This is a genomic window from Pseudomonas moorei, from assembly GCF_008801475.1.
In the GTDB taxonomy this organism is placed as follows: domain Bacteria; phylum Pseudomonadota; class Gammaproteobacteria; order Pseudomonadales; family Pseudomonadaceae; genus Aquipseudomonas; species Aquipseudomonas moorei.
The window spans coordinates 206492-226309 of sequence record NZ_VZPP01000006.1 but is presented as its reverse complement, the minus strand read 5'-3'; the positions used below and the strand labels follow the sequence as shown (position 1 = coordinate 226309).

The 19818-nt window shown below is 57.6% G+C and carries 26 protein-coding genes; all 26 read left to right on the top strand.

Annotated elements, in window-relative coordinates; genetic code table 11:
- Positions 1-104: 104 nt before the first annotated feature.
- The 26 genes from F7R06_RS13395 to F7R06_RS13270 all read left to right on the top strand — a co-directional run bounded on the left by F7R06_RS13395 (position 105) and on the right by F7R06_RS13270 (position 19811).
- Positions 105-536, top strand: coding sequence for a VRR-NUC domain-containing protein (locus F7R06_RS13395; protein ID WP_090318909.1), 432 nt, complete (start codon positions 105-107; stop codon positions 534-536).
- Positions 533-1813, top strand: a complete 1281-nt coding sequence (locus F7R06_RS13390; RefSeq protein WP_090318912.1) for a tyrosine-type recombinase/integrase — start codon at positions 533-535, stop codon at positions 1811-1813. The genes F7R06_RS13395 and F7R06_RS13390 overlap by 4 nt, the downstream gene beginning before the upstream one ends.
- 2 nt (positions 1814-1815) lie before the next feature.
- Positions 1816-2130 (top strand): hypothetical protein, encoded by a 315-nt coding sequence (locus F7R06_RS13385; protein WP_090318915.1) that lies wholly within the window; start codon positions 1816-1818, stop codon positions 2128-2130.
- A gap of 3 nt (positions 2131-2133) precedes the next feature.
- Positions 2134-2487, top strand: a complete 354-nt coding sequence (locus F7R06_RS13380; protein WP_090318918.1) for an antiterminator Q family protein — start codon at positions 2134-2136, stop codon at positions 2485-2487.
- A gap of 95 nt (positions 2488-2582) precedes the next feature.
- Complete coding sequence (locus tag F7R06_RS13375) at positions 2583-3413, top strand: DUF2971 domain-containing protein (RefSeq protein WP_139204766.1); 831 nt, start codon at positions 2583-2585, stop codon at positions 3411-3413.
- Between the two features lie 247 nt (positions 3414-3660).
- Positions 3661-3990, top strand: coding sequence for a phage holin, lambda family (locus F7R06_RS13370; RefSeq protein WP_090318924.1), 330 nt, complete (start codon positions 3661-3663; stop codon positions 3988-3990).
- A gap of 4 nt (positions 3991-3994) precedes the next feature.
- On the top strand, positions 3995-4189 hold the full coding sequence (locus F7R06_RS13365) for a DUF7940 domain-containing protein (protein ID WP_090318927.1): 195 nt from the start codon (positions 3995-3997) through the stop codon (positions 4187-4189).
- Between the two features lie 69 nt (positions 4190-4258).
- Entirely contained in the window at positions 4259-4438 is a 180-nt protein-coding gene (locus tag F7R06_RS13360) for a YebO family protein (RefSeq protein WP_090318930.1), read from the top strand.
- On the top strand, positions 4429-4803 hold the full coding sequence (locus F7R06_RS13355; RefSeq protein ID WP_090318933.1) for an HNH endonuclease: 375 nt from the start codon (positions 4429-4431) through the stop codon (positions 4801-4803). The genes F7R06_RS13360 and F7R06_RS13355 overlap by 10 nt, the downstream gene beginning before the upstream one ends.
- 159 nt (positions 4804-4962) lie before the next feature.
- On the top strand, positions 4963-5448 hold the full coding sequence (locus F7R06_RS13350) for a phage terminase small subunit P27 family (protein ID WP_090318937.1): 486 nt from the start codon (positions 4963-4965) through the stop codon (positions 5446-5448).
- On the top strand, positions 5448-7169 hold the full coding sequence (locus tag F7R06_RS13345) for a terminase large subunit (RefSeq protein WP_090318939.1): 1722 nt from the start codon (positions 5448-5450) through the stop codon (positions 7167-7169). Before F7R06_RS13350 ends, F7R06_RS13345 begins: the two co-directional genes overlap by 1 nt.
- The gene (locus F7R06_RS13340) at positions 7169-8440 is read left to right on the top strand and encodes a phage portal protein (protein ID WP_090318942.1); all 1272 of its coding nucleotides are present in this window, start codon (positions 7169-7171) and stop codon (positions 8438-8440) included. Before F7R06_RS13345 ends, F7R06_RS13340 begins: the two co-directional genes overlap by 1 nt.
- 39 nt (positions 8441-8479) lie before the next feature.
- A complete protein-coding gene (locus tag F7R06_RS13335) occupies positions 8480-9121 on the top strand; it encodes an HK97 family phage prohead protease (protein WP_245706676.1) in 642 nt (213 codons plus the stop codon).
- Between the two features lie 3 nt (positions 9122-9124).
- The gene (locus tag F7R06_RS13330) at positions 9125-10288 is read left to right on the top strand and encodes a phage major capsid protein (protein ID WP_090318948.1); all 1164 of its coding nucleotides are present in this window, start codon (positions 9125-9127) and stop codon (positions 10286-10288) included.
- Between the two features lie 35 nt (positions 10289-10323).
- Positions 10324-10575, top strand: coding sequence for a hypothetical protein (locus F7R06_RS30755; RefSeq protein WP_090318949.1), 252 nt, complete (start codon positions 10324-10326; stop codon positions 10573-10575).
- Positions 10572-10904, top strand: a complete 333-nt coding sequence (locus tag F7R06_RS13320; protein ID WP_090318952.1) for a head-tail connector protein — start codon at positions 10572-10574, stop codon at positions 10902-10904. Before F7R06_RS30755 ends, F7R06_RS13320 begins: the two co-directional genes overlap by 4 nt.
- Entirely contained in the window at positions 10901-11239 is a 339-nt protein-coding gene (locus F7R06_RS13315) for a phage head closure protein (RefSeq protein ID WP_090318955.1), read from the top strand. Before F7R06_RS13320 ends, F7R06_RS13315 begins: the two co-directional genes overlap by 4 nt.
- Entirely contained in the window at positions 11232-11717 is a 486-nt protein-coding gene (locus tag F7R06_RS13310; RefSeq protein WP_090318958.1) for an HK97-gp10 family putative phage morphogenesis protein, read from the top strand. The genes F7R06_RS13315 and F7R06_RS13310 overlap by 8 nt, the downstream gene beginning before the upstream one ends.
- Positions 11717-12082, top strand: coding sequence for a DUF3168 domain-containing protein (locus tag F7R06_RS13305; protein ID WP_090318961.1), 366 nt, complete (start codon positions 11717-11719; stop codon positions 12080-12082). Before F7R06_RS13310 ends, F7R06_RS13305 begins: the two co-directional genes overlap by 1 nt.
- A gap of 63 nt (positions 12083-12145) precedes the next feature.
- The gene (locus tag F7R06_RS13300; protein WP_090318964.1) at positions 12146-12640 is read left to right on the top strand and encodes a phage tail tube protein; all 495 of its coding nucleotides are present in this window, start codon (positions 12146-12148) and stop codon (positions 12638-12640) included.
- Between the two features lie 9 nt (positions 12641-12649).
- The gene (locus tag F7R06_RS13295) at positions 12650-13075 is read left to right on the top strand and encodes a phage tail assembly chaperone family protein, TAC (RefSeq protein WP_090318967.1); all 426 of its coding nucleotides are present in this window, start codon (positions 12650-12652) and stop codon (positions 13073-13075) included.
- A complete protein-coding gene (locus F7R06_RS31455; RefSeq protein ID WP_425530742.1) occupies positions 13027-13284 on the top strand; it encodes a phage tail assembly protein T in 258 nt (85 codons plus the stop codon). The genes F7R06_RS13295 and F7R06_RS31455 overlap by 49 nt, the downstream gene beginning before the upstream one ends.
- A 71-nt stretch (positions 13285-13355) precedes the next feature.
- Positions 13356-15845 (top strand): phage tail tape measure protein, encoded by a 2490-nt coding sequence (locus F7R06_RS13285; RefSeq protein ID WP_090318976.1) that lies wholly within the window; start codon positions 13356-13358, stop codon positions 15843-15845.
- Positions 15842-16327 carry a DUF1833 family protein gene (locus tag F7R06_RS13280; RefSeq protein ID WP_090318979.1) on the top strand — a complete coding sequence of 162 codons (486 nt, stop codon included), beginning with the start codon at positions 15842-15844 and terminating at the stop codon, positions 16325-16327. The genes F7R06_RS13285 and F7R06_RS13280 overlap by 4 nt, the downstream gene beginning before the upstream one ends.
- On the top strand, positions 16328-16729 hold the full coding sequence (locus tag F7R06_RS13275) for a hypothetical protein (protein WP_090318982.1): 402 nt from the start codon (positions 16328-16330) through the stop codon (positions 16727-16729).
- Positions 16701-19811 (top strand): host specificity factor TipJ family phage tail protein, encoded by a 3111-nt coding sequence (locus tag F7R06_RS13270; RefSeq protein WP_090318985.1) that lies wholly within the window; start codon positions 16701-16703, stop codon positions 19809-19811. The genes F7R06_RS13275 and F7R06_RS13270 overlap by 29 nt, the downstream gene beginning before the upstream one ends.
- The last annotated feature ends 7 nt before the right edge of the window (positions 19812-19818 follow it).

Here is a 19818-nt window from a genome sequence, read left to right as displayed (position 1 = left end):
GACCCAATGACTTTGCTCGTTCTGTTAATCCTCGCCAATTGTGCGCTCTACGAGGTGTGCCGCCGCCTCAGCGACCGGTACCGTAAAGCGCGGGGCGACCGTAAATGAAGCCGGCGGCCATGAAGTTGTTCAAGACCCCGACCACTCGCGCCAAACCAGTAGACCGTGAGGGGCTGGAGCAGGCGGCGTTGATGGCTGAGCTACGTGCCCGGATGCCCGAGGTCGCTGACCTGATCTTTCACGTCCCGAACGGCGGGCACCGTGTCAAAGCCGTTGCGGCGAAGTTGAAGGCCCAAGGCGTGAAAGCTGGCATCCCCGACTTGGTCCTGCCGATGGCCCGCGGCGGGTTCTTCGGCCTGTACATTGAATTCAAGGCCATGCCGCCGAACGACGCGGCGATCTCTGACAGCCAGCACGAACGCATTCGCAAACTCAACGCCCAGGGTTATCTCGCGGTCGTGTGCCGTGGCCATTTCGACACGATGGAGCAGATTCGAGCTTACCTGCGCATGGCGCCGACTGTGGTGGCGGCATGAGCAGCGCCGCGGTGAAGATCACCGATGCCGAGATCAAACGCCAGGCTGCCAGCGGCGTCCGGAATCTGCGCGACATCGAGAATCGCGGCCTCTACCTAAGGTTCAATCAGGATCGTGCCCGGGCATCGTGGTACCTGGTGGTGAAAGGGGAGTGGAACCGCATCGGCCACTTCCCCGACCTCAACACCAAGCAGGTTGTCGCAGCGCTGCCGGCGATTCGCCTGCGCCTGGAAGCCGGTGCTGGCTCGACCCTTTCGAAGTGGGTCACCACAGGCGAGCTGCTGGACTGGTTCGCCGAGCGCATGGCCCGCGATCGCAACCTGTCGAGCAAGCGCAAGAAGACCGGCGCCTCGGCCATTAAGTGCCACCTGATTCCGCGCCTGGGTGAACTACCGCTGACCAGCGTAGACAAGGCCGCCCTCGACAGCCTGTTGATGTGGCCGCTGCAAGAGACGCTGTCCATTGACTACGTGCGTCTGGTGTTCCAGTTGCTGGCCCTGGCCTTCCGCCAAGCCTTCAAGCTGGAACTGATCGCCTCTAATCCCATGGCCGGGATCAAGTTCAGCGACTTCTCCAAGGCCAAGGTCGGGATCAAGCCGTCCCGGCTGCGCGGCGTGCAACTGCCTGCGCTACTCGAGCAACTGGCCGAGGTGTTCGTCGCTGCCCCGCGAGACGCGATGCTGGCGCTGCTGATGCTTTGCCATGGCACGCGCATTGGTGAAAGCCGGCTGACCCAGTGGCCACACATCAGTCTGGCCGAACGCGAGTGGTTCATCCCCGGCGATCACACCAAGACCGGCGTCGAGCATCACCTGCCGCTGACCGAGCAGATGTGCGAGATCCTAAAGCGCTACCGCGACGGGCAGTACGCCAATGGCTACGACGGGCAGTACGTGTTCCCGGCACGCAACGGCAAGCCGCTGAGCGAAGGCCAGGCCAGTGCCGTGTTCACCCGGCTGGGGCAGGGCGAGTGGACCAGCCACGACCTGCGCAAGGTGGCCCGTACCGGCTGGGCAGACATCGGCATCGACCATCTGATCGGTGAGCTGCTGATCAACCACGCCATGGGCCACAACGTGAAGGTGTACATCCAGTCGGACGTGATGAGCCGCAAGCGCGATGCCTTGGAGAAGTGGCACGCCCATCTAGACCAGAAGGGTTTTGCCCTGATTCACGGATTGACCGGCAATAGATTCGGAGATTCCGGTAATGCGCTGGAGGCCACAGAACACAAGGCCTGCGGGGCCATTCAAGAATCAACCATAGGCGAGGTTTAAAAATGATGAAAAAGAGCAATGGCCCCTCCTTTGTGCGTTGCCTGATCCCCCTCACCGACTGCCCGTCCTGTGCCGGGAAGGGGATCATCCATGGCGTGTTTCATCAGCTCGATTGCATCGGTTGCCATGCCTCGGGCCAAGTCCACGCGATCACCTTGGAGCCGTTGCCTGTTGAAGATCTGGTGGTGCAGTTGGGAATGCTGCTGCGCCGGGAGCGTCATCTCGCAACTCTGGCACCGGCGGCGAACGACATAGTCGAGCAATACCAGCAGAACAACAGTCGCGGCGTCGGCCGCTCGTCTTTCAAGGGGGACTGAATTATGGCGAGAACCAAAAACTTTACCGAGCGCACCGCTGAGGACCTGCTGGAGCACTGGGGCCGTTGGGTCGTGCTGGGCTCTGGCGTGTCCTGCTGCGCATCCCGCGAGAACACGCTGCACACGCCGATGATCACTGATGACGATGCACTGATGATTGATGGCTTGATGGGGCGTCTGCTCAAGCGGTACCCCGAGTGCGGCAACGTGCTAATGAAGTACTACACGGCTCGAGATAAGGCGCTGGTGGACGTTGGCAGGAAGATTGGTTTCGGCGAAGAGAAGACGCGGCAGCTTTGGAAGGCAGGTATTGCCTGGATTGATGGTGCGTTGGACTTTCGTCGTGATGCTGCTTAGCCAGATTTTTCATACGCGAGAAATCTGGTTTAATCACTTTTGAAGACCTGTAACTGAATATCGACTCGCATTGCGAGAGGGGTTAAGGAGTTTTTTTGAACGTTTATAAATATTTAGACTCCTCACGATTAGGCTTTCTTCGCGACGGATTAATACGATTTTCGCAACCTGGTGCATTGAATGATCCATATGAGTGTTTGCCAGCGTTGCCAGAGGATTTGATCCAAAAAAATATCGAATTGTTTAAAGCTTCTATTGTAAGTGAATATAGTCCGCGCATAGGTGATGACAGATCAACTAGGCGTCGCAAAGCGGCTCAGTTAAAGGTGGTTTTAAAAGATGCTGAGCGAAAAACGAAAGAGTCTTCAATATATCTAAGAAACAAATTCTTTGATTCAACAAGCGAAAAACTTAATTCTGGCTTAGGGATTTTATCTCTTTCACGCCGCTGGAATAGTGCTTTGATGTGGTCTCACTACACTTCGTCATATACTGGATTTTGTGTTGGTTTTAATGGAGATCATCCGTTCTTTGATGGAGTTCCCGATCATAATGGAGAAAGGTTTTCACTCAGTCCCGTAAGATATACAGAAGATAGGCTGAAAGTTCAGGGTCGCAAATTCAGCCATCAAGAGTCCATCGCAGTCGTTCTGACAAAGTCATTGGATTGGGCGTACGAGGAGGAAGAGCGCCTCGTTAGCATGCTTGATATGGCGGATGATATTAAAGAGATGTCACCTTACAACATTCATCTGTTTAAAGTCCCTTTCGACAGTATTAGCGAGTTGATCGTAGGGCAGCGAGCGAATTCCTCACTTAAAGAAAAAATACTTATTGCCTCGAAACGTCTTGGCGTTCCAGCTTACGAAACCAAAGTATCTGACGAGTCATTCGACGTCGAACGGAGACCGCTCAAGGTCCTTTGAGCTTTTACTTTGTGTGCTGAAGATTGGGGGCTTGACAGCCCCGGGGGCGAACTATAGATTTCAGTTACTTTGCGGTTTTTCCGCGAGCAAAGCCCGATCTTGAGTCGGGCTTTTTGCTTTTCGCAGTTCTCCAAGCCTCGGCACTTTGCCGGGGCTTTTTCGTTTTCGGCTCCATCACACCCATTGCTCCGAGCTGGGAGTGCTTTTGGGGCCGACCTATCTCGCTCCCCACAAGGGAGGACGCTGGATGCCACATATGCCCGACAAACCAGACACCTGGCTCTTCGTCATGGCCTGGCTTAGCCAGCATGCCCCGATGTTCTACGCCGCAGCGCTGTCGTGCTGGATTGCCTTCCTCCGCGTCATTTATGGCGGTGGAGGGAGGCGACAGGCCCTGTTGGAATCCTGCCTGTGCGGCGCGATCACGGCCGGGGCGTTTCCGCTGCTCGAGTACTTCAACCTCCCATCAAGTTTGGCGGCTGCTCTCGGCGCCGTCATCGGCACATTGGGAGTGAAGAAGGTGGCGGACCTGGCCGACCGATTTACTGACTTCAAATTGCCCAAGCGGCAGGAGTGACCCCATGCAACTGATCGACAACTGGAAGCAAGCGCTGAGCATGACCAGCGTTCAGGCGGGTGGTGCTGTCGCTGCCCTTGGCGTGACTGAGCAACTAATGCCATCGCTTCAGGCAGTGTTGCCCCCGATTGCCTATGGCGTGCTCGGCCTCTTGGTGATGATTGCCCGGGTCGTGCTGCAGCCGAAGCTGGCCAAGTAGCGCTGGTGATGGCGTGCACTGGATGCGCGGCCCGGCGTGAATGGATTAAGAAGTGGAGTGCAATTGCGTATGAGCGGGCAAGCGATCTCCTATCTCGCCGAGATACTGAGCGAGCAGAAGAAGCAGACAGCTATACTCGAACGGATGGCAGAGCAACAGAGCCTGCTGATCCAGGCGATGGCCGAGGACGAGCCTGAAGACTCAGATGCCCAGCCGCTTACCTACATGGATGGCACGCCATGCCGCTGAGGCCACAGAAGCCGTGCAACGCCCAGGGCTGCAACACTCTCACCCGCAACCCTCGCTACTGTGATGAGCACGCTCACCTACTGAAGAGCGCGGCGCGAGCCAAGCCTCGGGAGAGCAGCACCAAACGTCACTACAACTACAAGTGGCAGCAGGCGCGGGCCGGTTTCCTCGCGAAACACCCGCTCTGCCTTCATTGCTCGGCGCGGGGCTTGGTGGTTGTGGCCACCGATGTCGACCACATCATCCCGCACAAGAACGACATGGCCCTGTTCTGGGACAAGACCAACTGGCAGAGCCTCTGCGCACCGTGCCACTCGGCCAAGACGGCCGCTGAGGACGGCGGATTCGGCAATGCGAGGCGTTGAAAGCAGAAAAGCCCCAAAAAAACAGTGAAACTCGATCAAATGAGAGCGATTCGCGCTCACGGGGAGGGGGAGGGTCGAAAGTCTGGGCCTTTTCGCTTCTAGACCGCGCCCTCAATCGTTTTTTCACACCCGCGAAATTAAAAATCCAGGAGTTGCGCGATGGGAGGCACCGCCACGGTCGCCGGCCGTGGTCGCAAACCCAAGCCGACGGCCAAAAAAGCACTGGCCGGAAATCCTGGCAAGCGCGCCCTGAATAAGGCCGAGCCCCAGTTTTCCAAGATCACCCAGATCGACCCGCCGGAGTGGTTCAGCCCGCGGGCCGCCACCATGTGGAACATGATTGTTCCGGAGCTGCTGCGCGAAAACGTCGTGGCGATTACGGACCTGCACAACGTTGAAGCCTTCTGTTGTGCCTATGACAACTGGCGGTATGCACAGGAGTCGATCAAAGCACACGGCATCGTGGTCACCGGAGCCACCGGCGGTCCCATGAAGAATCCTGCGCTGACCGCTGCCAACGAAACGATGCGCCAAATGGTGACCTTCGGGTCGATGCTCGGCCTTGATCCGGCAAGCCGAACGCGCTTGATCGGCGGCAACAAGGAGAAAGAAACCAACGAATTCGCAAAACTACTGAGTAGCTGATGACCAAATCTGCCCACCCCAACGTCGATAAGGCTATGGCGTGGGGGCGGTCATTGCTCCGTGGAAAGGTCCCGGCCTGCCGTTACATTCACCAAGCGGTGCAGCGTCACTTCGATGACCTGGCAGCCAGCCGCAAACGTGGGTATCGCTACAAATTTGATCCGGCCAAGGCCGAGAAGAAGCTGAAGCTGATCCAGCTCCTGCCGCACACCAAGGGCGAATGGGCATTCAAGCGACAGCTGATCAGCCTGGAGCCGTGGCAGCTCTTCGGCCTGGCCGTCACATTTGGTTGGGTCAAGAAGAAAGGCGGGCACCGCCGTTTCCGCGAAAGTTATTGGGAAGTGCCGCGCAAGAACGGTAAGTCCGTGGTGGCCGGCGGCGTGGGCATCAGCATGTTCGTAGCCGACGGCGAGTTCGGCGCCGAAGTCTACTCTGGCGCGACCACTGAGAAGCAGGCGTGGGAAGTCTTCCGTCCAGCGAAACTGATGGTGAGCAAGTCGCCGATGCTGATGCAGGCTGCTGGCATCGAGGTCAACGCCTCGAACATGAACATCCCGTCCGACTTCAGCCGGTTCGAACCGTTGATTGGCAACCCGGGCGACGGCGCTTCGCCCAGCTGCGCCATCGTCGACGAATACCATGAGCACCCAACGTCAGCCCAGTACGACACCATGCTTACCGGCATGGGCGCCCGGCGGCAGCCGCTGATGTTCATTATCACTACCGCCGGGGCGGACATCGAGGGGCCGTGCTACGACAAACGTCGGCAAGTAGTCGAGATGCTCGAAGGTACCGTACCGGACGACGAGCTGTTCGGTTGGATCTGGACGCTCGACGAGGGCGACGACTGGACCGATCCGAAAATGCTGGCCAAGGCCAACCCGAACCACGGTGTTTCGGTGTTCCAGGAGTATCTGGAGAGCCAGCAGGCTAGGGCGATTCGCTCGGCGCGGTTCACCAACACTTTCAAAACGAAGCACCTGAACCTGTGGGTAAGCGCGAAGGCCGGCTTCTTCAACATGGAAGACTGGAAATCCTGCGAAGACACCACCCTGACCCTGGAGCAGTTCGAAGGCCAAGAGTGGAACGCCGGTTTCGACCTGGCGCGAAAGCTCGATATGAACTCAAGAGCCCGGTTGTTTTGGAGAATCACCGACGGCAAGACCCACTACTACAGTGTCGGCCCCAAGTTCTGGGTTCCGTACGACACCGTTTACAACAGTGACAACAAACGCATGTCGGAGCGATTTCAGGCATGGATCAACTCCGGGCATTTGGAAGTCACTGACGGCGCCGAGATTGATTATCGCGAGATCCTCGAGGACACAAAGGAAGCCAATCACCACGCGCCGTTGCGTGAGTCTCCGATTGACCCACATGGTGCGACGGGCCTGAGTCATGACCTCGACGACGAGGGATTCAACCCGATCACCATCACGCAGAACTACACCAACATGTCGGACCCCATGAAGGAATTGGAGGCGGCCATCACCGCGGGCCGGTTTCATCATGATGGTAACCCGATCATGACCTGGTGCATCGGTAACGTGATTGGCAAACATCTGCCGGGTAACGATGACGTTGTCCGCCCGATCAAGCAGGGCGATGACAACAAGATAGATGGCGCGGTGGCGCTGATCATGACGATAGGCCGGATACTCGCGAATGCGGATGTCCAGGGCTCTGTCGACGACTTCCTCTCCAGACCGATGAGCATGTAATGGCAGACACCGACTACAGCATTGACCTGCGCACCCGCAGCCCATTCTGGGCGCGCATGGTGAGCTTTTTCGTCGGCGGCCGGCTCGTCACTCCGGAGAAGGGTTCGCAGACCGGGCCTGTGTCGGCATCCGGAGTGGTGGGTGACTCAGTCGTCAATGACGAGCGCTCGTTGCAGATATCCACGGTTTTCGCCTGCGTACGCTTGATCTCGAGTGTTACGGCCTGCATGCCCTTGGACGTATTTGAGACCAAGGGGGATGACCGCAAGAAGGTTGGCCTGGACAATCCGTTAGCGCGCCTTCTGCGATACAGCCCCAACCAATTCATGACGGCGTTCGACTTCCGCGTTTCGATGACCATGCAGCTTTGCTACTACGGTAACGCTTACGCCTTGATCGAGCGCAACAGCGTCGGCGACGTGATCAGCCTTGTTCCCCTTATGTCGGTCAACATGGATGTTCGGCTTGAGGGGAAGCGGGTTGTCTACCGGTACCGTCGGGACAATGCGTACGCCGATTTCAAGCAGAGTGAAATCTTTCACCTCAAGGGATTCGGCTTCAACGGGCTCGTAGGGTTATCGCCGATCGCCTTCGCGGCGAAGACGGCCGGCGTGGCTGTGGCGATGGAGGATCAACAGCGCGACTTCTACGCCAATGGCGCGAAGTCCCCGCAGTTGTTGATGACCGGTGAAGGGAAGGTGCTCAACAAAGACCAGCGAGCCCAGGTTGAGGAAAACTTCAAGGAGATCTCCGGCGGTCCAGTCAAGAAGCGATTGTGGATTCTGGAAGGTGGTTTCACGACGCAAGCCATCGGTGTCAGTCCGCAAGACGCTGAAACAATGGCTGCGAGGAAATTTCAAGTCAGCGAGCTTGCGAGATTCTTTGGTGTGCCACCGCACCTGGTGGGCGACGTTGAGAAGTCCACCAGTTGGGGGTCGGGAATCGAACAGCAGAACCTTGGCTTTCTTCAGTACAGCCTGGATGCGTATCTCGAAATCTGGGAAGGCTGCATCCTGCGCTGGCTGGTCAAGCCTGCCGATCTGGGTCGTATCCACGCCGAGCATAATCGCGACGGGCTTTTGAGCGGGGATTCCACGGCGCGAGCAAATTATATGAAAACCCTGGTCGACACCGGCCTGCTCACAATCAATGAAGGGCGCCGTGTGAACAACAGGCCACCGGTTGACGGTGGTGATGTAGCCACTCGGCAATCACAGAACGTCCCGCTCACACAACTCGGCCAAACGAACCCCGTCCCAAGCGGGGTTTAGTTTTTCTGGAGCTACCCAATGTCCAATATTAAAAAGACCTTGGCCTTTGATCAGGTCGAGATCAAGTTCGATTCGTCTGGAAAAAACGGGACGTTCGAGGGCTACGCGAGCGTCTTCGGCGTGGTCGACAGTGATGGCGACATCATCATGCCTGGCGCATTCAAAAAAGCGCTCTCCAGCCAGAGCCGTCAGGTTGGAATGTTTTTCAACCATCGCACCTGGGAGTTGCCGGTGGGCAAGTGGCTGTCGCTCGAAGAGGACAGCAAAGGTTTGCTCACACGCGGTGAGTTGACCCCAGGGCTATCGGTATCCACCGATCTGCGCGCCGCCATGGAGCACAAGACAGTCGAAGGCATGTCCGTCGGATTCACCGCCCTTAAAAACGACTTCGACCTGATCGGCACCGGGCGAGCGTTCAAAAATGTGCAGGCCCTTCGTGAGATCAGCATCTGCACCTTCCCTGCCAATGAGCAGGCGACCGTCGAGTCCATGAAGAGCCTGGAGTCGATCACCACTATTCGCGACGTAGAGCACTGGCTGAGGGATTCGGCTGGCCTTTCAAAGTCGCAAGCCCTGGGCTTCATCGCCCGGATCAAGTCCGCAGTTCGGAGCGATTCCGAAGGTGGCGAAATCACCGCGATTCTCAATCGCCTCAAAACCTTCCCAACTGTAGGAAACTGAACCATGTCCGAATTGGCCCAGATCCAAAAGGCAATCGAAGACGCGCAAACGAACATGACCCAACTGTTCGATGCGCAAAAGAAAGAAATCACCGAAACCGGCGCGATCAGCAAAAAGCTGCAAACCGATCTCCAGAACGTTCAGGAAGAGTTGACCAAGTCCGGCACTCGGCTGTTCGACCTCGAGCAAAAACTGGCAAGCGGTAACCTGGATAATCCCGAAGCGAAAAAGTCCTTCGCCGAGCAGACCGCGCTGGACCTGCAGAAGTCGTGGGACGGCAAGTCGTCTGGCAAAGTCGACGTCAAAAGCTTCAACAAGCAACTGGGCAGTGGCACCGGTTCCGCCGGCGCCCTGATCGAGCCACAACGCAACGCAGGTATTCTGATGCCTGGGCTGCGTCGCCTGACCATCCGTGACCTGTTGGCCCAAGGCCGAATCAGCTCGAACTCGCTTGAATACGTTCGCGAGAACATTTTCACCAACAGCGCTGCGCCGGTTGCAGAAGGCACGCTCAAGCCCGAATCCAACCTGACCTTCACCAAGGAAACGGCGAACGTCAAAACCATTGCCCACTGGATCCAGGCTTCTCGCCAGGTCATGGATGATGCGCCGATGCTCGAGTCCTACGTGAACAACCGTCTTCTGTTCGGTCTGGCGCTGGTTGAAGAAGGTCAGTTGCTGAACGGCGACGGTACCGGCGATAACCTCATCGGGCTGAACAAGGTCGCCACCGCGTACGACGCAACTCTCAACGTCACCGGCGACACTCGTGCAGACAAGATCGCTCACGCTATTTTCCAGACCAGCGAGTCCGAGTTTGAAGCCTCCGGCATCATCCTCAACCCTCGCGACTGGCACGCGATCGCGCTGCTGAAAGATGCCGATGGTCGTTACATCTTTGGTGGCCCCGCCGCATTTGCCGCGAAGGTCATGTGGGGCTTGCCGGTCGTAGCGACCAAGGCCCAGGCATTGGGCACCTTCACTGTCGGCGGCTTCGACCTGGCTTCTCAAGTCTGGGATCGCATGGACGCAACTGTAGAGGTCAGCCGCGAAGACCGTGACAACTTCGTCAAGAACATGCTGACCATTCTCTGTGAAGAGCGCTTGGCCCTGGCTCACTACCGGCCAACCGCGATCATCACCGGTCCTTTCGCCACCGCACCGTAACCGAGGCCGGGGCAGGTAACTGCCCCGATTGCGCCATGATCAAAATTCGCGCGTTGCGCCAGTTTTCGCATTATCACGCCGGCAACTTCAGTCAGTTCGAGGTCCGCGAGGTCAAGGACGAATATGCCGAGGCATTGATCGGTCTGGACTTGGCAGAAGCGGTTGAGGCCGATCCAATCCTGGAGCCAGAGCCAGAGCCAGAGCCAGAGCCAGAGCCAGAGCCAGAGCCAGAGCCAGAGCCAGAGCCAGAGCCAGAGCCAAGCCAAAAAAAAGGCGCTAAAAAATGACCGTGGCCGCTGCTGATCTGCTCCCCATCGAGCTGATTCGCAAGCACCTGCGTCTGGACTATGAGGACGAAGACGACCTCATAGTCCTGTATGCCGAGTCAGCGTTGGCCTGGGCACTCTGGTTTTGTGATAACCCAAAACTTCTTGAAGTCGAAGATTTCCCGGCGAGTTTCAAAGCAGCGCTGCTGCTGTTGATCGGGCATTCCTACGCGAACAGGGAGGCGGTCGTGGTTGGCACAATCACTGCGGAAGTACCGTTGGCCGTTGAATCTTTGCTCTGGTCCTCGCGCAACTGGTCGGGTCCACCTGACCCAGTGGTGACGCCGTGAGAGCCGGTTCATTGCGCCATCGCATCACGTTCCAGAAAAGTGGACTGGTTCAGGATCTGGGCACGGGCGAAATGCTGCCTGGATGGGAAACCGTCTGGGAAGACGTGCCTGCCTCGGTTGAACCGCTCAGTGCTCGCGATCTGATTGCGGCGCAGGCAGGCCAGTCTGAAGCATCGGGCCGAATGGTGATCCGGTACCGCGCGGGCGTTCTGCCGACGATGCGCATTCTGCACCGTAGCGACGTCTACAACATTCAGGGGCAACCAATGCCCGATCCGGTGTCCGGTCTTGAATACCTCACCATTCTGGTAGCGAAGGGAGTGAACGATGGCTGACAACATCGAGTTCAGCCTGGTCGGCATGGATTCGCTGATCGGAAAACTCGAAGCCATCACCTACGACGTGAAGCGCAAAGGTGGCAGGTCGGCTCTGCGAAAGGCCGCACAGCTGATTGCCGAAAAAATGAAGGATGGCGCCCGGAACATCGATGATCCTGTAACGGGTCGATCTATCGCGGACAACGTCGCATTGCGGTGGAATGGTCGGCTGTTCAAATCAACGGGCGATCTCGGTTTCAGGGTTGGTGTTCTGCAAGGCGCCGTGCTGAAAAAAGGTGGTGATACATCGGCCAACTCGCCGACACCACACTGGCGCTTGATTGAGTTCGGTACGGAAAAGATGCGTGCACAACCCTTCGCGCGGAAAGCTCTGGCAGACAACATCAGCGAAGCGACCAACACATTCATAACTGAATACGAGAAAGCCATCGATCGTGCGATCAAGCGTGCGGCGAAGGCTTCAGGGAGTAACTGATGCCAGCAGCACCAATATTCGCGGTATGTGCCGCTGATGCGGGCATCCAGGCGCTACTCGGCGTTATACCCCGGCTGTATCCATTCGGTGAAGCGCCAGAGGGAGTGACCAAGCCGTATGCCGTGTGGCAACTGGTCACCGGCAGCCCAGAGAATTACCTGGCCGGGCGTCCAGACTTGGATGGATTCACTCTGCAGGTTGACGTGTATGCCGCCACTGCATCCTCAGCTAGGGCCGTCGCCGACGCAATTTCCCATGCGATCGAACTAAAGGCCTACGTCGTCCGCTGGGGCGGCGAGACTAAGGACACACCCACGAAGCTTTACCGGTCGAGCTTCGACATCGACTGGCTTGTACCCAGATAGCTGAACCTCAATCCCCGGCCCGCCATGTGCGGGTTTTTTTATGCCCGACATTTGGAGAGCGCCATGTCGATTCTTACCCAAGGCACCCAGATTTACGCTCTGGTCCCTACCGTCGCGAACCCTGCTATTTTCGAAATTCTCGAAGTCGAGTGCGCGACGGCATTCAATCCCGGTGGCAACCCTGCCGACCAGATCGAGGTGACTTGCCTGAGCGACAAGGTCCGGCGCTATCTGCGCGGCCTTCGTACTCCGGGCCAGGCCTCGCTAACCCTCAACGCTGATTCACGCAACGCTTCGCACATCCGCCTGCATGCGCTCTCTGAAGACGATTCCATCGAGACCGTTTCTTGGGCGGTGGGCTGGTCCGATGGAATCGGCATCGCGCCTACGGTAAACACGGGCGGTGATGATTTCGAGCTGCCAGCCACGCGTACCTGGTTCATTTTCGAGGGCTACGTATCGGACTTTCCATTCGATTTCGCAGCAAACGCTGTTGTGACCACTGCCGCGACCATCCAGCGTTCGGGCGGTTCTGCCTGGATTCGCAAAACTCCATAAGGTCTGATCATGAAGCTGAGCATCAATAACCTGAAAGAAGTGGGCGCCTTCACCGGCGCTCCAGTCGAAAAGGAAATCACCTGGAAGCAGGGTGATGCCGAACTCACAGCTACCGTGCTCGTCCGCCCGCTGGGTTACTTGTCGGCGGTCAGTGACGTGCTGGCGGCTGGCGGCAAGCGTGATGGCATTGCGGGGCGCATCGCAGCGTGCATTTGTGACGAGAGCGGCGCACCGGTGTTCGCTGTGGATGACATTACTGGTGCCGCTGATCCGGAGCGGGGCGCCTTGGATGGCAACTTGACCATGGCGCTTCTGGCGGTGATAGCAGAGGTTACCGGCATGGGAAAGACGATGAGCTCAGCGACCTCGACGAGCTCTGGCACGAAATCGCGATCACGTTCGGCTGCTCAATCTCGGAAGCCCAAGCTCGCCTGAGTTATCCAGAATTCCGGCAGTGGCAGAAATACCGAGCCAAACGGGGGTCACTCAACTGGGGAATGCGCATAGAGCGCGGCGCAGCAATGCTCGCGACGCTTTATGCCAACTCGAAAAGCCAGAAGGGTGGTTTCAAGATCTACGATTTCATGCCGCATGATTCGGAGCAGCCAATGACGCTCGAACAGGCAATGGAGTCCTGGGCATAGCTGCTGCATTTTGCTCAGAGCAACCGACTACTTGACTCGCTAAGGCGGGTTTTTTTACGCCTGGAGTTTTTATGGCTTCCCGATCGCTTGGTACGTTAACGCTGGACCTGATCGCCAAGATCGGAGGGTTTACGGGGCCGCTCGATAAAGCCAGTCGCGAATCTCAAAAGCGCATGGCCGAGATTCAAAAATCGGCTGAGAAAATTGGGATTGGCATCGGCGCCGGCGTCGCCGCTGGCGTTGCAGCGCTGGCCGCGCTGACCGTTTCGTCCGTGAAAGCAGGGGCCGAGATTACTCGATTTGCACAGGTGTCCGGTACAAGCTCCAGCGAGTTTCAGAAGTATGCTGCCGGTGCAAAAGCCGTGGGAGTCGAGCAGGATAAGCTGGCGGATATTTTCAAGGATGTGAACGATAAAGTAGGCGATTTCTTGCTCAATGGCGGCGGGGAATTGCAGGACTTCTTCAAAACAATCGCGCCCAAAGTTGGTGTGACTGCCGAGCAGTTTCGGAATCTCTCAGGTCCTCAGGCATTGCAGTTGTTCGCGTCCAGCCTGCAAAAGGCGGGACTTAGCCAGGCAGAAATGACGCAGCAAATGGAGTCGCTGGCAAACGATGCGACATTGCTCCTGCCTTTACTGCGTGACAACGGGGCAGCGTTCAATGTGCTGGGCGATGCAGCGCAGCAAGCTGGCGCGATCATGGATGAGAAAACCATCAAGGCTACTCAGGGCTTGGCCGCCGCCGGGTGGCTCGCAGAGCAATCCCTGGCCGGTATCAAAAATCAAGTTGCGGCATCGCTAATGCCGACGCTGAGCGACTATGCGGACATTCTTTTTGGTCTGAGCCAGGACACCGCCTCGATTTCCCTGCTTTCCGATGGCCTTAATAGCGTTCTCAAGTTTACTGCGAAAACTGCGGTCGGCATTGCGTACACCTTTGAACTGCTGGGTAAATCCATTGCTGGTGTTGCTGCGATCGTTGTCAGCGCTTTTGATGGGGTGGATTTTTCCAGTCCGATCGATGCCATCAACAAAATGAGCGAAAATTCATCCCGTACGGCGTCAATCGTTGGCGATGATCTGGATGCGTTAGACAAAAAATACAACAGCCTTTGGGGGCGAATCGACCAGGCGGGTTCGAGCGGGCAGGCAAGTGGGCATCTGAAAGAAATTGCTGATGCGTTGAATGGAGTTGGAGCGGCGGCGCGCCCTGGCACCTTCAAAGCGCTGACCAAGGACCAACAAGATGCGGCCAAGGCGGCTGAGGCGGCTGCTAAGAAGTTGCAGGGTGTCTTCGATACCACCGAAGAGGGCTACGAGCGTCAAATCGAGCTGATCAATACGTCAAATGATGCCCGAAAAGATGCCACCGAAATCGCCAAGCTTCAGTTTGAGATCGAGTCCGGCAAGTTGGTTGGTATCAATGCTCAGCAGCAGAAACGCCTTGAGGGGTTGGCCGCTGAACTGGACGGCTTGAAAAAGCTGAAGCAGGCCAATGAAGACGCCGTAAAGCTGGCTGCCTTCGGGGTTACGCTCAAAGACAGCAATCAAACAGTCAAACAGGGGTTTGAGATTGAGCTGGCTGGTGCTGGCTCAGGTGACAAGCTCAAAGAGCGCCTGCAGGCCGATCTGGAGATTCAGCAGGACTACAACAAACAGGCCGCAGACCTGCAGAAGCAGCTTAATGGGGGAGACATTACCCAGGAGCTGTACGACAAAGAAACCGCAATGCTCAGCGAGGCTCTCGCCGAGCGCATGGTTTTGCAGCAGGACTACTACAACCAGCAGGACACCGCGCAACAAAACTGGCTCGATGGCGTCAGCTCGGCCTGGGAGAACTACAAGGATACGGCCACCGACTACCAGCAACAGGCAGCCGATTTCACTTCGAGCGTGCTGGAGGAAAGCACCAGCGCAGTTTCAGAAAATATCAGTGCAATGCTCACCGAGCACAAGAGCCTTGGCGATTCGGTGATGGACGTCGCGTCTTCCATGGCTAATGCGCTCATTGATGCCTTGGCCAGGATGGCCGCGCAGTGGCTGGTATATCAAGGCGTACAGCTTGCGATGGGCGCGACTGGTGCCTCCGCTTCAGTAGCAGAGGCTGCTTTTGCAGGCCCTGCTATCGCGGCGGCATACGCGCCGGCTGCGGCGATGGCTTCCTTGGCATCCTTCGGTACCAACTCGGTTCCGGCAATTGCAGCCATCACGTCAACCAATGCCACCGCCTCATCGATGGCCCTGCTGGGCATGGCACACGACGGCATCGACGCGGTGCCAGAAACGGGAACCTGGCTGCTGCAGAAGGGTGAGCGGGTAACCACTGCGGAGACAAGCGCAAAGCTTGATCGAACTCTTGAGCGGGTTTCGAGGGAGGGTGCTGGTAGCGGCAAAACGGAAGTAAACCTCCATGAAGACGCCAGCCGCGCAGGGCAAGTGCAAACCAGCACGGGGCCGGACGGAAAGCAGATCACTGATATGTGGGTGTCCAACATCCGCGGTCAGGGCCAGATGGCCAAAACCCTTGAGCAAACCTATGGACTGAAGAGAGTTGGGCGATGACGGCACTTGAAACGCTGTACGCCTCTGGCGGCAAGGCTGTGATCATCCCGACGCTTGAGCTGTTTTGCACGCCGTGGGCGGCGCCGATTTACCTCTGCCAAGGGTTCGAAGACATCACGGCAAAAACTGAGGCCGGGGTGACTGCGAAATTCACCGCCTCAGGCTTCGCTGCGGCGCTGCCCAAGCGGGATAATAGCGGTAACCAGACGCTGACCTTCGCCATCGACAACGTAACGGGGGAGGCACAGCAGCTGATTGACCAGGCGCTTGAAGCCCGGGCGAGTATCGGGATGGTTTTCCGGATTTTTATCTCGACCGACCTTACAGCGCCGGCGGAACGTCCCTACCGAATGAAAGTTCTCAGCGGGTTCATGCAAGGTTCGAGCGTCCAGCTCAACGCTGGATATTTCGACCTGATCAACCTCGGCTGGCCTCGCCGCAAGTACACCTTGGCCTTCGCGCCCTGCCTTCGGTACATCTAAATGTTCGAGAAATACCTGAACGCTTCCTACGAGGATGGCGGGCGCGGCCCTGCGCGGCTGGATTGTTGGGGCCTGGCTCGACTTGTCCGACATGAGGTCTACGGGTTGCCCCTGCTTCCCAGTTGGGGCTACGTCCGCAACACCATGCCGAAGGAATTCACCAAGGCGGTGAACGAGGGCGCTGCTGCCATGGAGCGATGCGAGCCTGAAGTCGGCGCGATCGCCTGCGTGTGGCGCGGCCAGATCTGCATTCATGTCGCCGTGATCATCGAGGTCGACAGCCGGCTTCACGGAATGGAAATGAAGCCATCCGGCGCGACCATTAAGCCGCTACGCAAATTTCAAGACCAATACCTGACAGTGAGTTATCACCGTGATCGAACTCTACCCGAGCAAACTTGAAGGCCAGCCGCTGGAGCGCCACAAGACTGATCGCGTGATGACCCTCGAAAGCTGGTTGGTAGCCAAGGTGCCTAGCTACCAGGTGCGTGAATCACCGCCAATCAGCATCGAAGTCAACGGCCTGTTCGTTGCGCCGACCGGCTGGAACAAGGTGGAGTTTGGTCCGGATGACGTTGTTCGCATTTATCCAGAGCCAAAGGGCACCGGCCTGGAGATCGCGGCTTGGGCTGTTGTCGCTGCCATTGTTGCTGTCGGCGTGGTCATGCTGACGCAGAAACCACTGGTCACCCCCAGTTCGGCGAGCAACGCCGCATCTGGCAAGGGGCTAGGGTTGGCGAAAACCACGGCAAACCAGGTGAGGCTGGGCGATGTGATTCGCGAGTGCGCGGGGAAGAACGAGATTTTCCCGGATTACCTCACCCCGACACGTCGCTATTTCGGCACCGATCCGAAGGTTCAGTGGGTCGAAATGCTGCTGTGCCTCGGTGTGGGCGAGTTTGAGATCCAGCCTGGACAGGTGCGAATTGGTGGAACCCCGATTGCGTCGCTCGGCAGCACGGCAAGCTATGCCATTTATGGACCAGGTGAATCTGTAGCTGCCGAGCCTGCCCGGCTTTGGTGGCACAACTCGGATGAGGTCGGATCTACCTCTACAGGTAGCGCCGGCCTGACGCTGACCACCACCACCAATATCGATCAACAGCTCAATGCAGCTACCGTGCAGTTCAGCGATTACGTGGTATCCGTTCCCGTTGGAGCGGGGTGGTTCCCGACGGGCTGGGCTGCGGGCTTGATCGCGCGCATTGAAGTTCTTTATCCCTATGTGTTCACTGCGCCTGCAGATGGCTCGGCTACCGTCATCAGCGGTGACCATATCCCAATGCTCAAGCCATTTGTTGGCATGAAGATCGAGATCGCCGGCGCCAATGCCGGCGATTACGTGGTGGCCAGTTATGCGCCTTACGTTCCGGCAGTACCAGCGGTTACGGGTAGCGCGTCTATGGTCACTGGTAACGCAGCGCCGACGCGCTACGACTTCAACGTGACACCGCTAACGTTCACGGTGAGCCGGGGCGCGAGCAACTATTCCATAACTCTGAACACTGCGACCACCAACCTTGCCGGCCTGGTGACAGCCGTAAATGCCAAGCTGGTCAGTACAGGCCTTGTTGCTAGTGCCTCAGGCAGCTTCCTGCGGATCGCCGAGTCTGCATCGCCGTTCAGCGGGGTAGCGCTAACTTTGGGCGGATCTTCGTCGACGGTCTTCGGGTCGACACCGGCGTTCGTCACTGGCGTGAAGACAGTCGCGGCCGCTGATGCTGTCCCTGCGAAAATCACTCTGGCTTACGATGGCGGTGCACCTGCCGTTGGCCTTCAAACCGGAACCCTCTGGTCATGCATTGGATATCGCGATCTTCGCTACCGAATTGCATCGGTATCGGCTGACGCTGTAGAGGATAACGAAAGCACCACAGACATCGACGAAAGCCACGGTCCTTCGGCGATCACCGTGATTCGGCTGAAGGATACCGGCGCGGAAGATGAGAGCTGGCCAGGGTTCGACGACATCGAGACCAATACAGCATCCATCACCCTCGATGGTTCGACAACCGAAGGTGACTGGGCTGGGCCTTTTTATGCCTGTCCTGAAGGTGAGGTCATTCGCCGCTTTGAAGTGGACTTCTTCTTTCCGCAGGGGCTGGTTCGATACACCGAAAAGAATGGGAACACCCGCTCGCACTCGGCGAAAGTCGAGGTCCAGTATCGTGATGCTTCGACCGCTGGAGCATGGACTAGTGTGTCCTACACCTTCACGGCGATGAGCCCGGATCAGCAGGGTTACACGCGCAGTATTCTGGCCCCGTCCTACATTCGGCCAGAGGTCAGGATTCGTAGAATTGGGGAAGAGTCGCCGGAAAACTTCAAGTTCAATCGTGTGCAGTGGTATGGGTTACGCGGCCGCATCGACAAGGCGCCGAGCAGTTATAAGGACTGCACCACCATGGCGCTTTACGTGCGCGGCGGCGACAAGCTATCGGCTCAATCGCAAAATCAGGTGTCGGTGATCGCCACAAGGAAGCTGCCTATTCTATCTGGCGGTGCGTGGACTGCCCCCGTGGCCACACGCGACATCGTGCCTTGGGTGAACTACGTGATGAAGTCGGCCGGCGGTACCGATAGCGACCTCGACCTCGAGGAGTTTGCGCGGTATGGGGCGATCTGGTCACCGCGCGGGGATTACTTTGACTACAAGGTTGAGGACGACAGCACGGTCAAGGAGTGCATCAATGACGCCCTTTTGGCAGGGTTTGCCGAGTTCACACTCGAGCGCGGCCGGGTGACGCCAGTTCGTGATGAGCTGCGAACGCAGATCGGCCATATGTACACGCCTCAAAACATGACCGAGCAGCTCAAGCGCAGCTTCACTTTGCCAGGGCCTGACGATTACGACGGCGTCGACATCAAGTACATCGACGAGGTAACACACGCGACTGAAGTGGTCAGGTGCAGACTGCCAGGCGACCTTGGGCTACGCGTTCAAACTGTCACGCTGAAAGGGGTCACCAACCGCGATAAAGCTTGGCGAATAGGAAGGCGCATGCGGCGCGCCCAGGTCTATCGCAACAAAAGCTATAGCTGGAGCACTGAGTTTGACGCATTAAACAGCGGATATCTCAGTTATGACGCGGTAGCTGATGACATCCCAGGTTACGGGCAAAGTTCCCTCCTGCTGGGAATCACGACCGGCAACGGTCTTGTGCTTCTGGAGAGCTCCGAACCCCTGACTTGGAAATCAGGCGTTGCCCATGTTGTCGGCTTGCGGCGCCCGGATGGAACTGTAAGCGGGCCCTGGCCAGCAACTCGCGTCGACGACTACAGGCTCACCGTCCCTTCGCTGGATTTTGAGCCGGATGTCTCTTGGGATATCGAGCCGCCACACTTGCTGTTCGGCGAGTCGACGCGCTGGTGCTACCCGGTTCTGATCACATCAATTGACCCCGGCGATCACTCGGCGGACGTCGAGGCTGTCAACTATGACCCGCGCGTGTATGCGGATGACGACAACTTCGCCGACAACTAAGGAACGC

Coding starts and splice junctions, on each gene's coding strand:
- F7R06_RS13395 (WP_090318909.1), top strand. CDS start 105: ATGAAGCCGGCGGCCATGAAGTTGTTCAAGACCCCGACCACTCGCGCC.
- F7R06_RS13390 (WP_090318912.1), top strand. CDS start 533: ATGAGCAGCGCCGCGGTGAAGATCACCGATGCCGAGATCAAACGCCAG.
- F7R06_RS13385 (WP_090318915.1), top strand. CDS start 1,816: ATGATGAAAAAGAGCAATGGCCCCTCCTTTGTGCGTTGCCTGATCCCC.
- F7R06_RS13380 (WP_090318918.1), top strand. CDS start 2,134: ATGGCGAGAACCAAAAACTTTACCGAGCGCACCGCTGAGGACCTGCTG.
- F7R06_RS13370 (WP_090318924.1), top strand. CDS start 3,661: ATGCCACATATGCCCGACAAACCAGACACCTGGCTCTTCGTCATGGCC.
- F7R06_RS13365 (WP_090318927.1), top strand. CDS start 3,995: ATGCAACTGATCGACAACTGGAAGCAAGCGCTGAGCATGACCAGCGTT.
- F7R06_RS13360 (WP_090318930.1), top strand. CDS start 4,259: ATGAGCGGGCAAGCGATCTCCTATCTCGCCGAGATACTGAGCGAGCAG.
- F7R06_RS13355 (WP_090318933.1), top strand. CDS start 4,429: ATGCCGCTGAGGCCACAGAAGCCGTGCAACGCCCAGGGCTGCAACACT.
- F7R06_RS13350 (WP_090318937.1), top strand. CDS start 4,963: ATGGGAGGCACCGCCACGGTCGCCGGCCGTGGTCGCAAACCCAAGCCG.
- F7R06_RS13345 (WP_090318939.1), top strand. CDS start 5,448: ATGACCAAATCTGCCCACCCCAACGTCGATAAGGCTATGGCGTGGGGG.
- F7R06_RS13340 (WP_090318942.1), top strand. CDS start 7,169: ATGGCAGACACCGACTACAGCATTGACCTGCGCACCCGCAGCCCATTC.
- F7R06_RS13330 (WP_090318948.1), top strand. CDS start 9,125: ATGTCCGAATTGGCCCAGATCCAAAAGGCAATCGAAGACGCGCAAACG.
- F7R06_RS30755 (WP_090318949.1), top strand. CDS start 10,324: ATGATCAAAATTCGCGCGTTGCGCCAGTTTTCGCATTATCACGCCGGC.
- F7R06_RS13320 (WP_090318952.1), top strand. CDS start 10,572: ATGACCGTGGCCGCTGCTGATCTGCTCCCCATCGAGCTGATTCGCAAG.
- F7R06_RS13310 (WP_090318958.1), top strand. CDS start 11,232: ATGGCTGACAACATCGAGTTCAGCCTGGTCGGCATGGATTCGCTGATC.
- F7R06_RS13305 (WP_090318961.1), top strand. CDS start 11,717: ATGCCAGCAGCACCAATATTCGCGGTATGTGCCGCTGATGCGGGCATC.
- F7R06_RS13300 (WP_090318964.1), top strand. CDS start 12,146: ATGTCGATTCTTACCCAAGGCACCCAGATTTACGCTCTGGTCCCTACC.
- F7R06_RS13295 (WP_090318967.1), top strand. CDS start 12,650: ATGAAGCTGAGCATCAATAACCTGAAAGAAGTGGGCGCCTTCACCGGC.
- F7R06_RS13285 (WP_090318976.1), top strand. CDS start 13,356: ATGGCTTCCCGATCGCTTGGTACGTTAACGCTGGACCTGATCGCCAAG.
- F7R06_RS13280 (WP_090318979.1), top strand. CDS start 15,842: ATGACGGCACTTGAAACGCTGTACGCCTCTGGCGGCAAGGCTGTGATC.
- F7R06_RS13275 (WP_090318982.1), top strand. CDS start 16,328: ATGTTCGAGAAATACCTGAACGCTTCCTACGAGGATGGCGGGCGCGGC.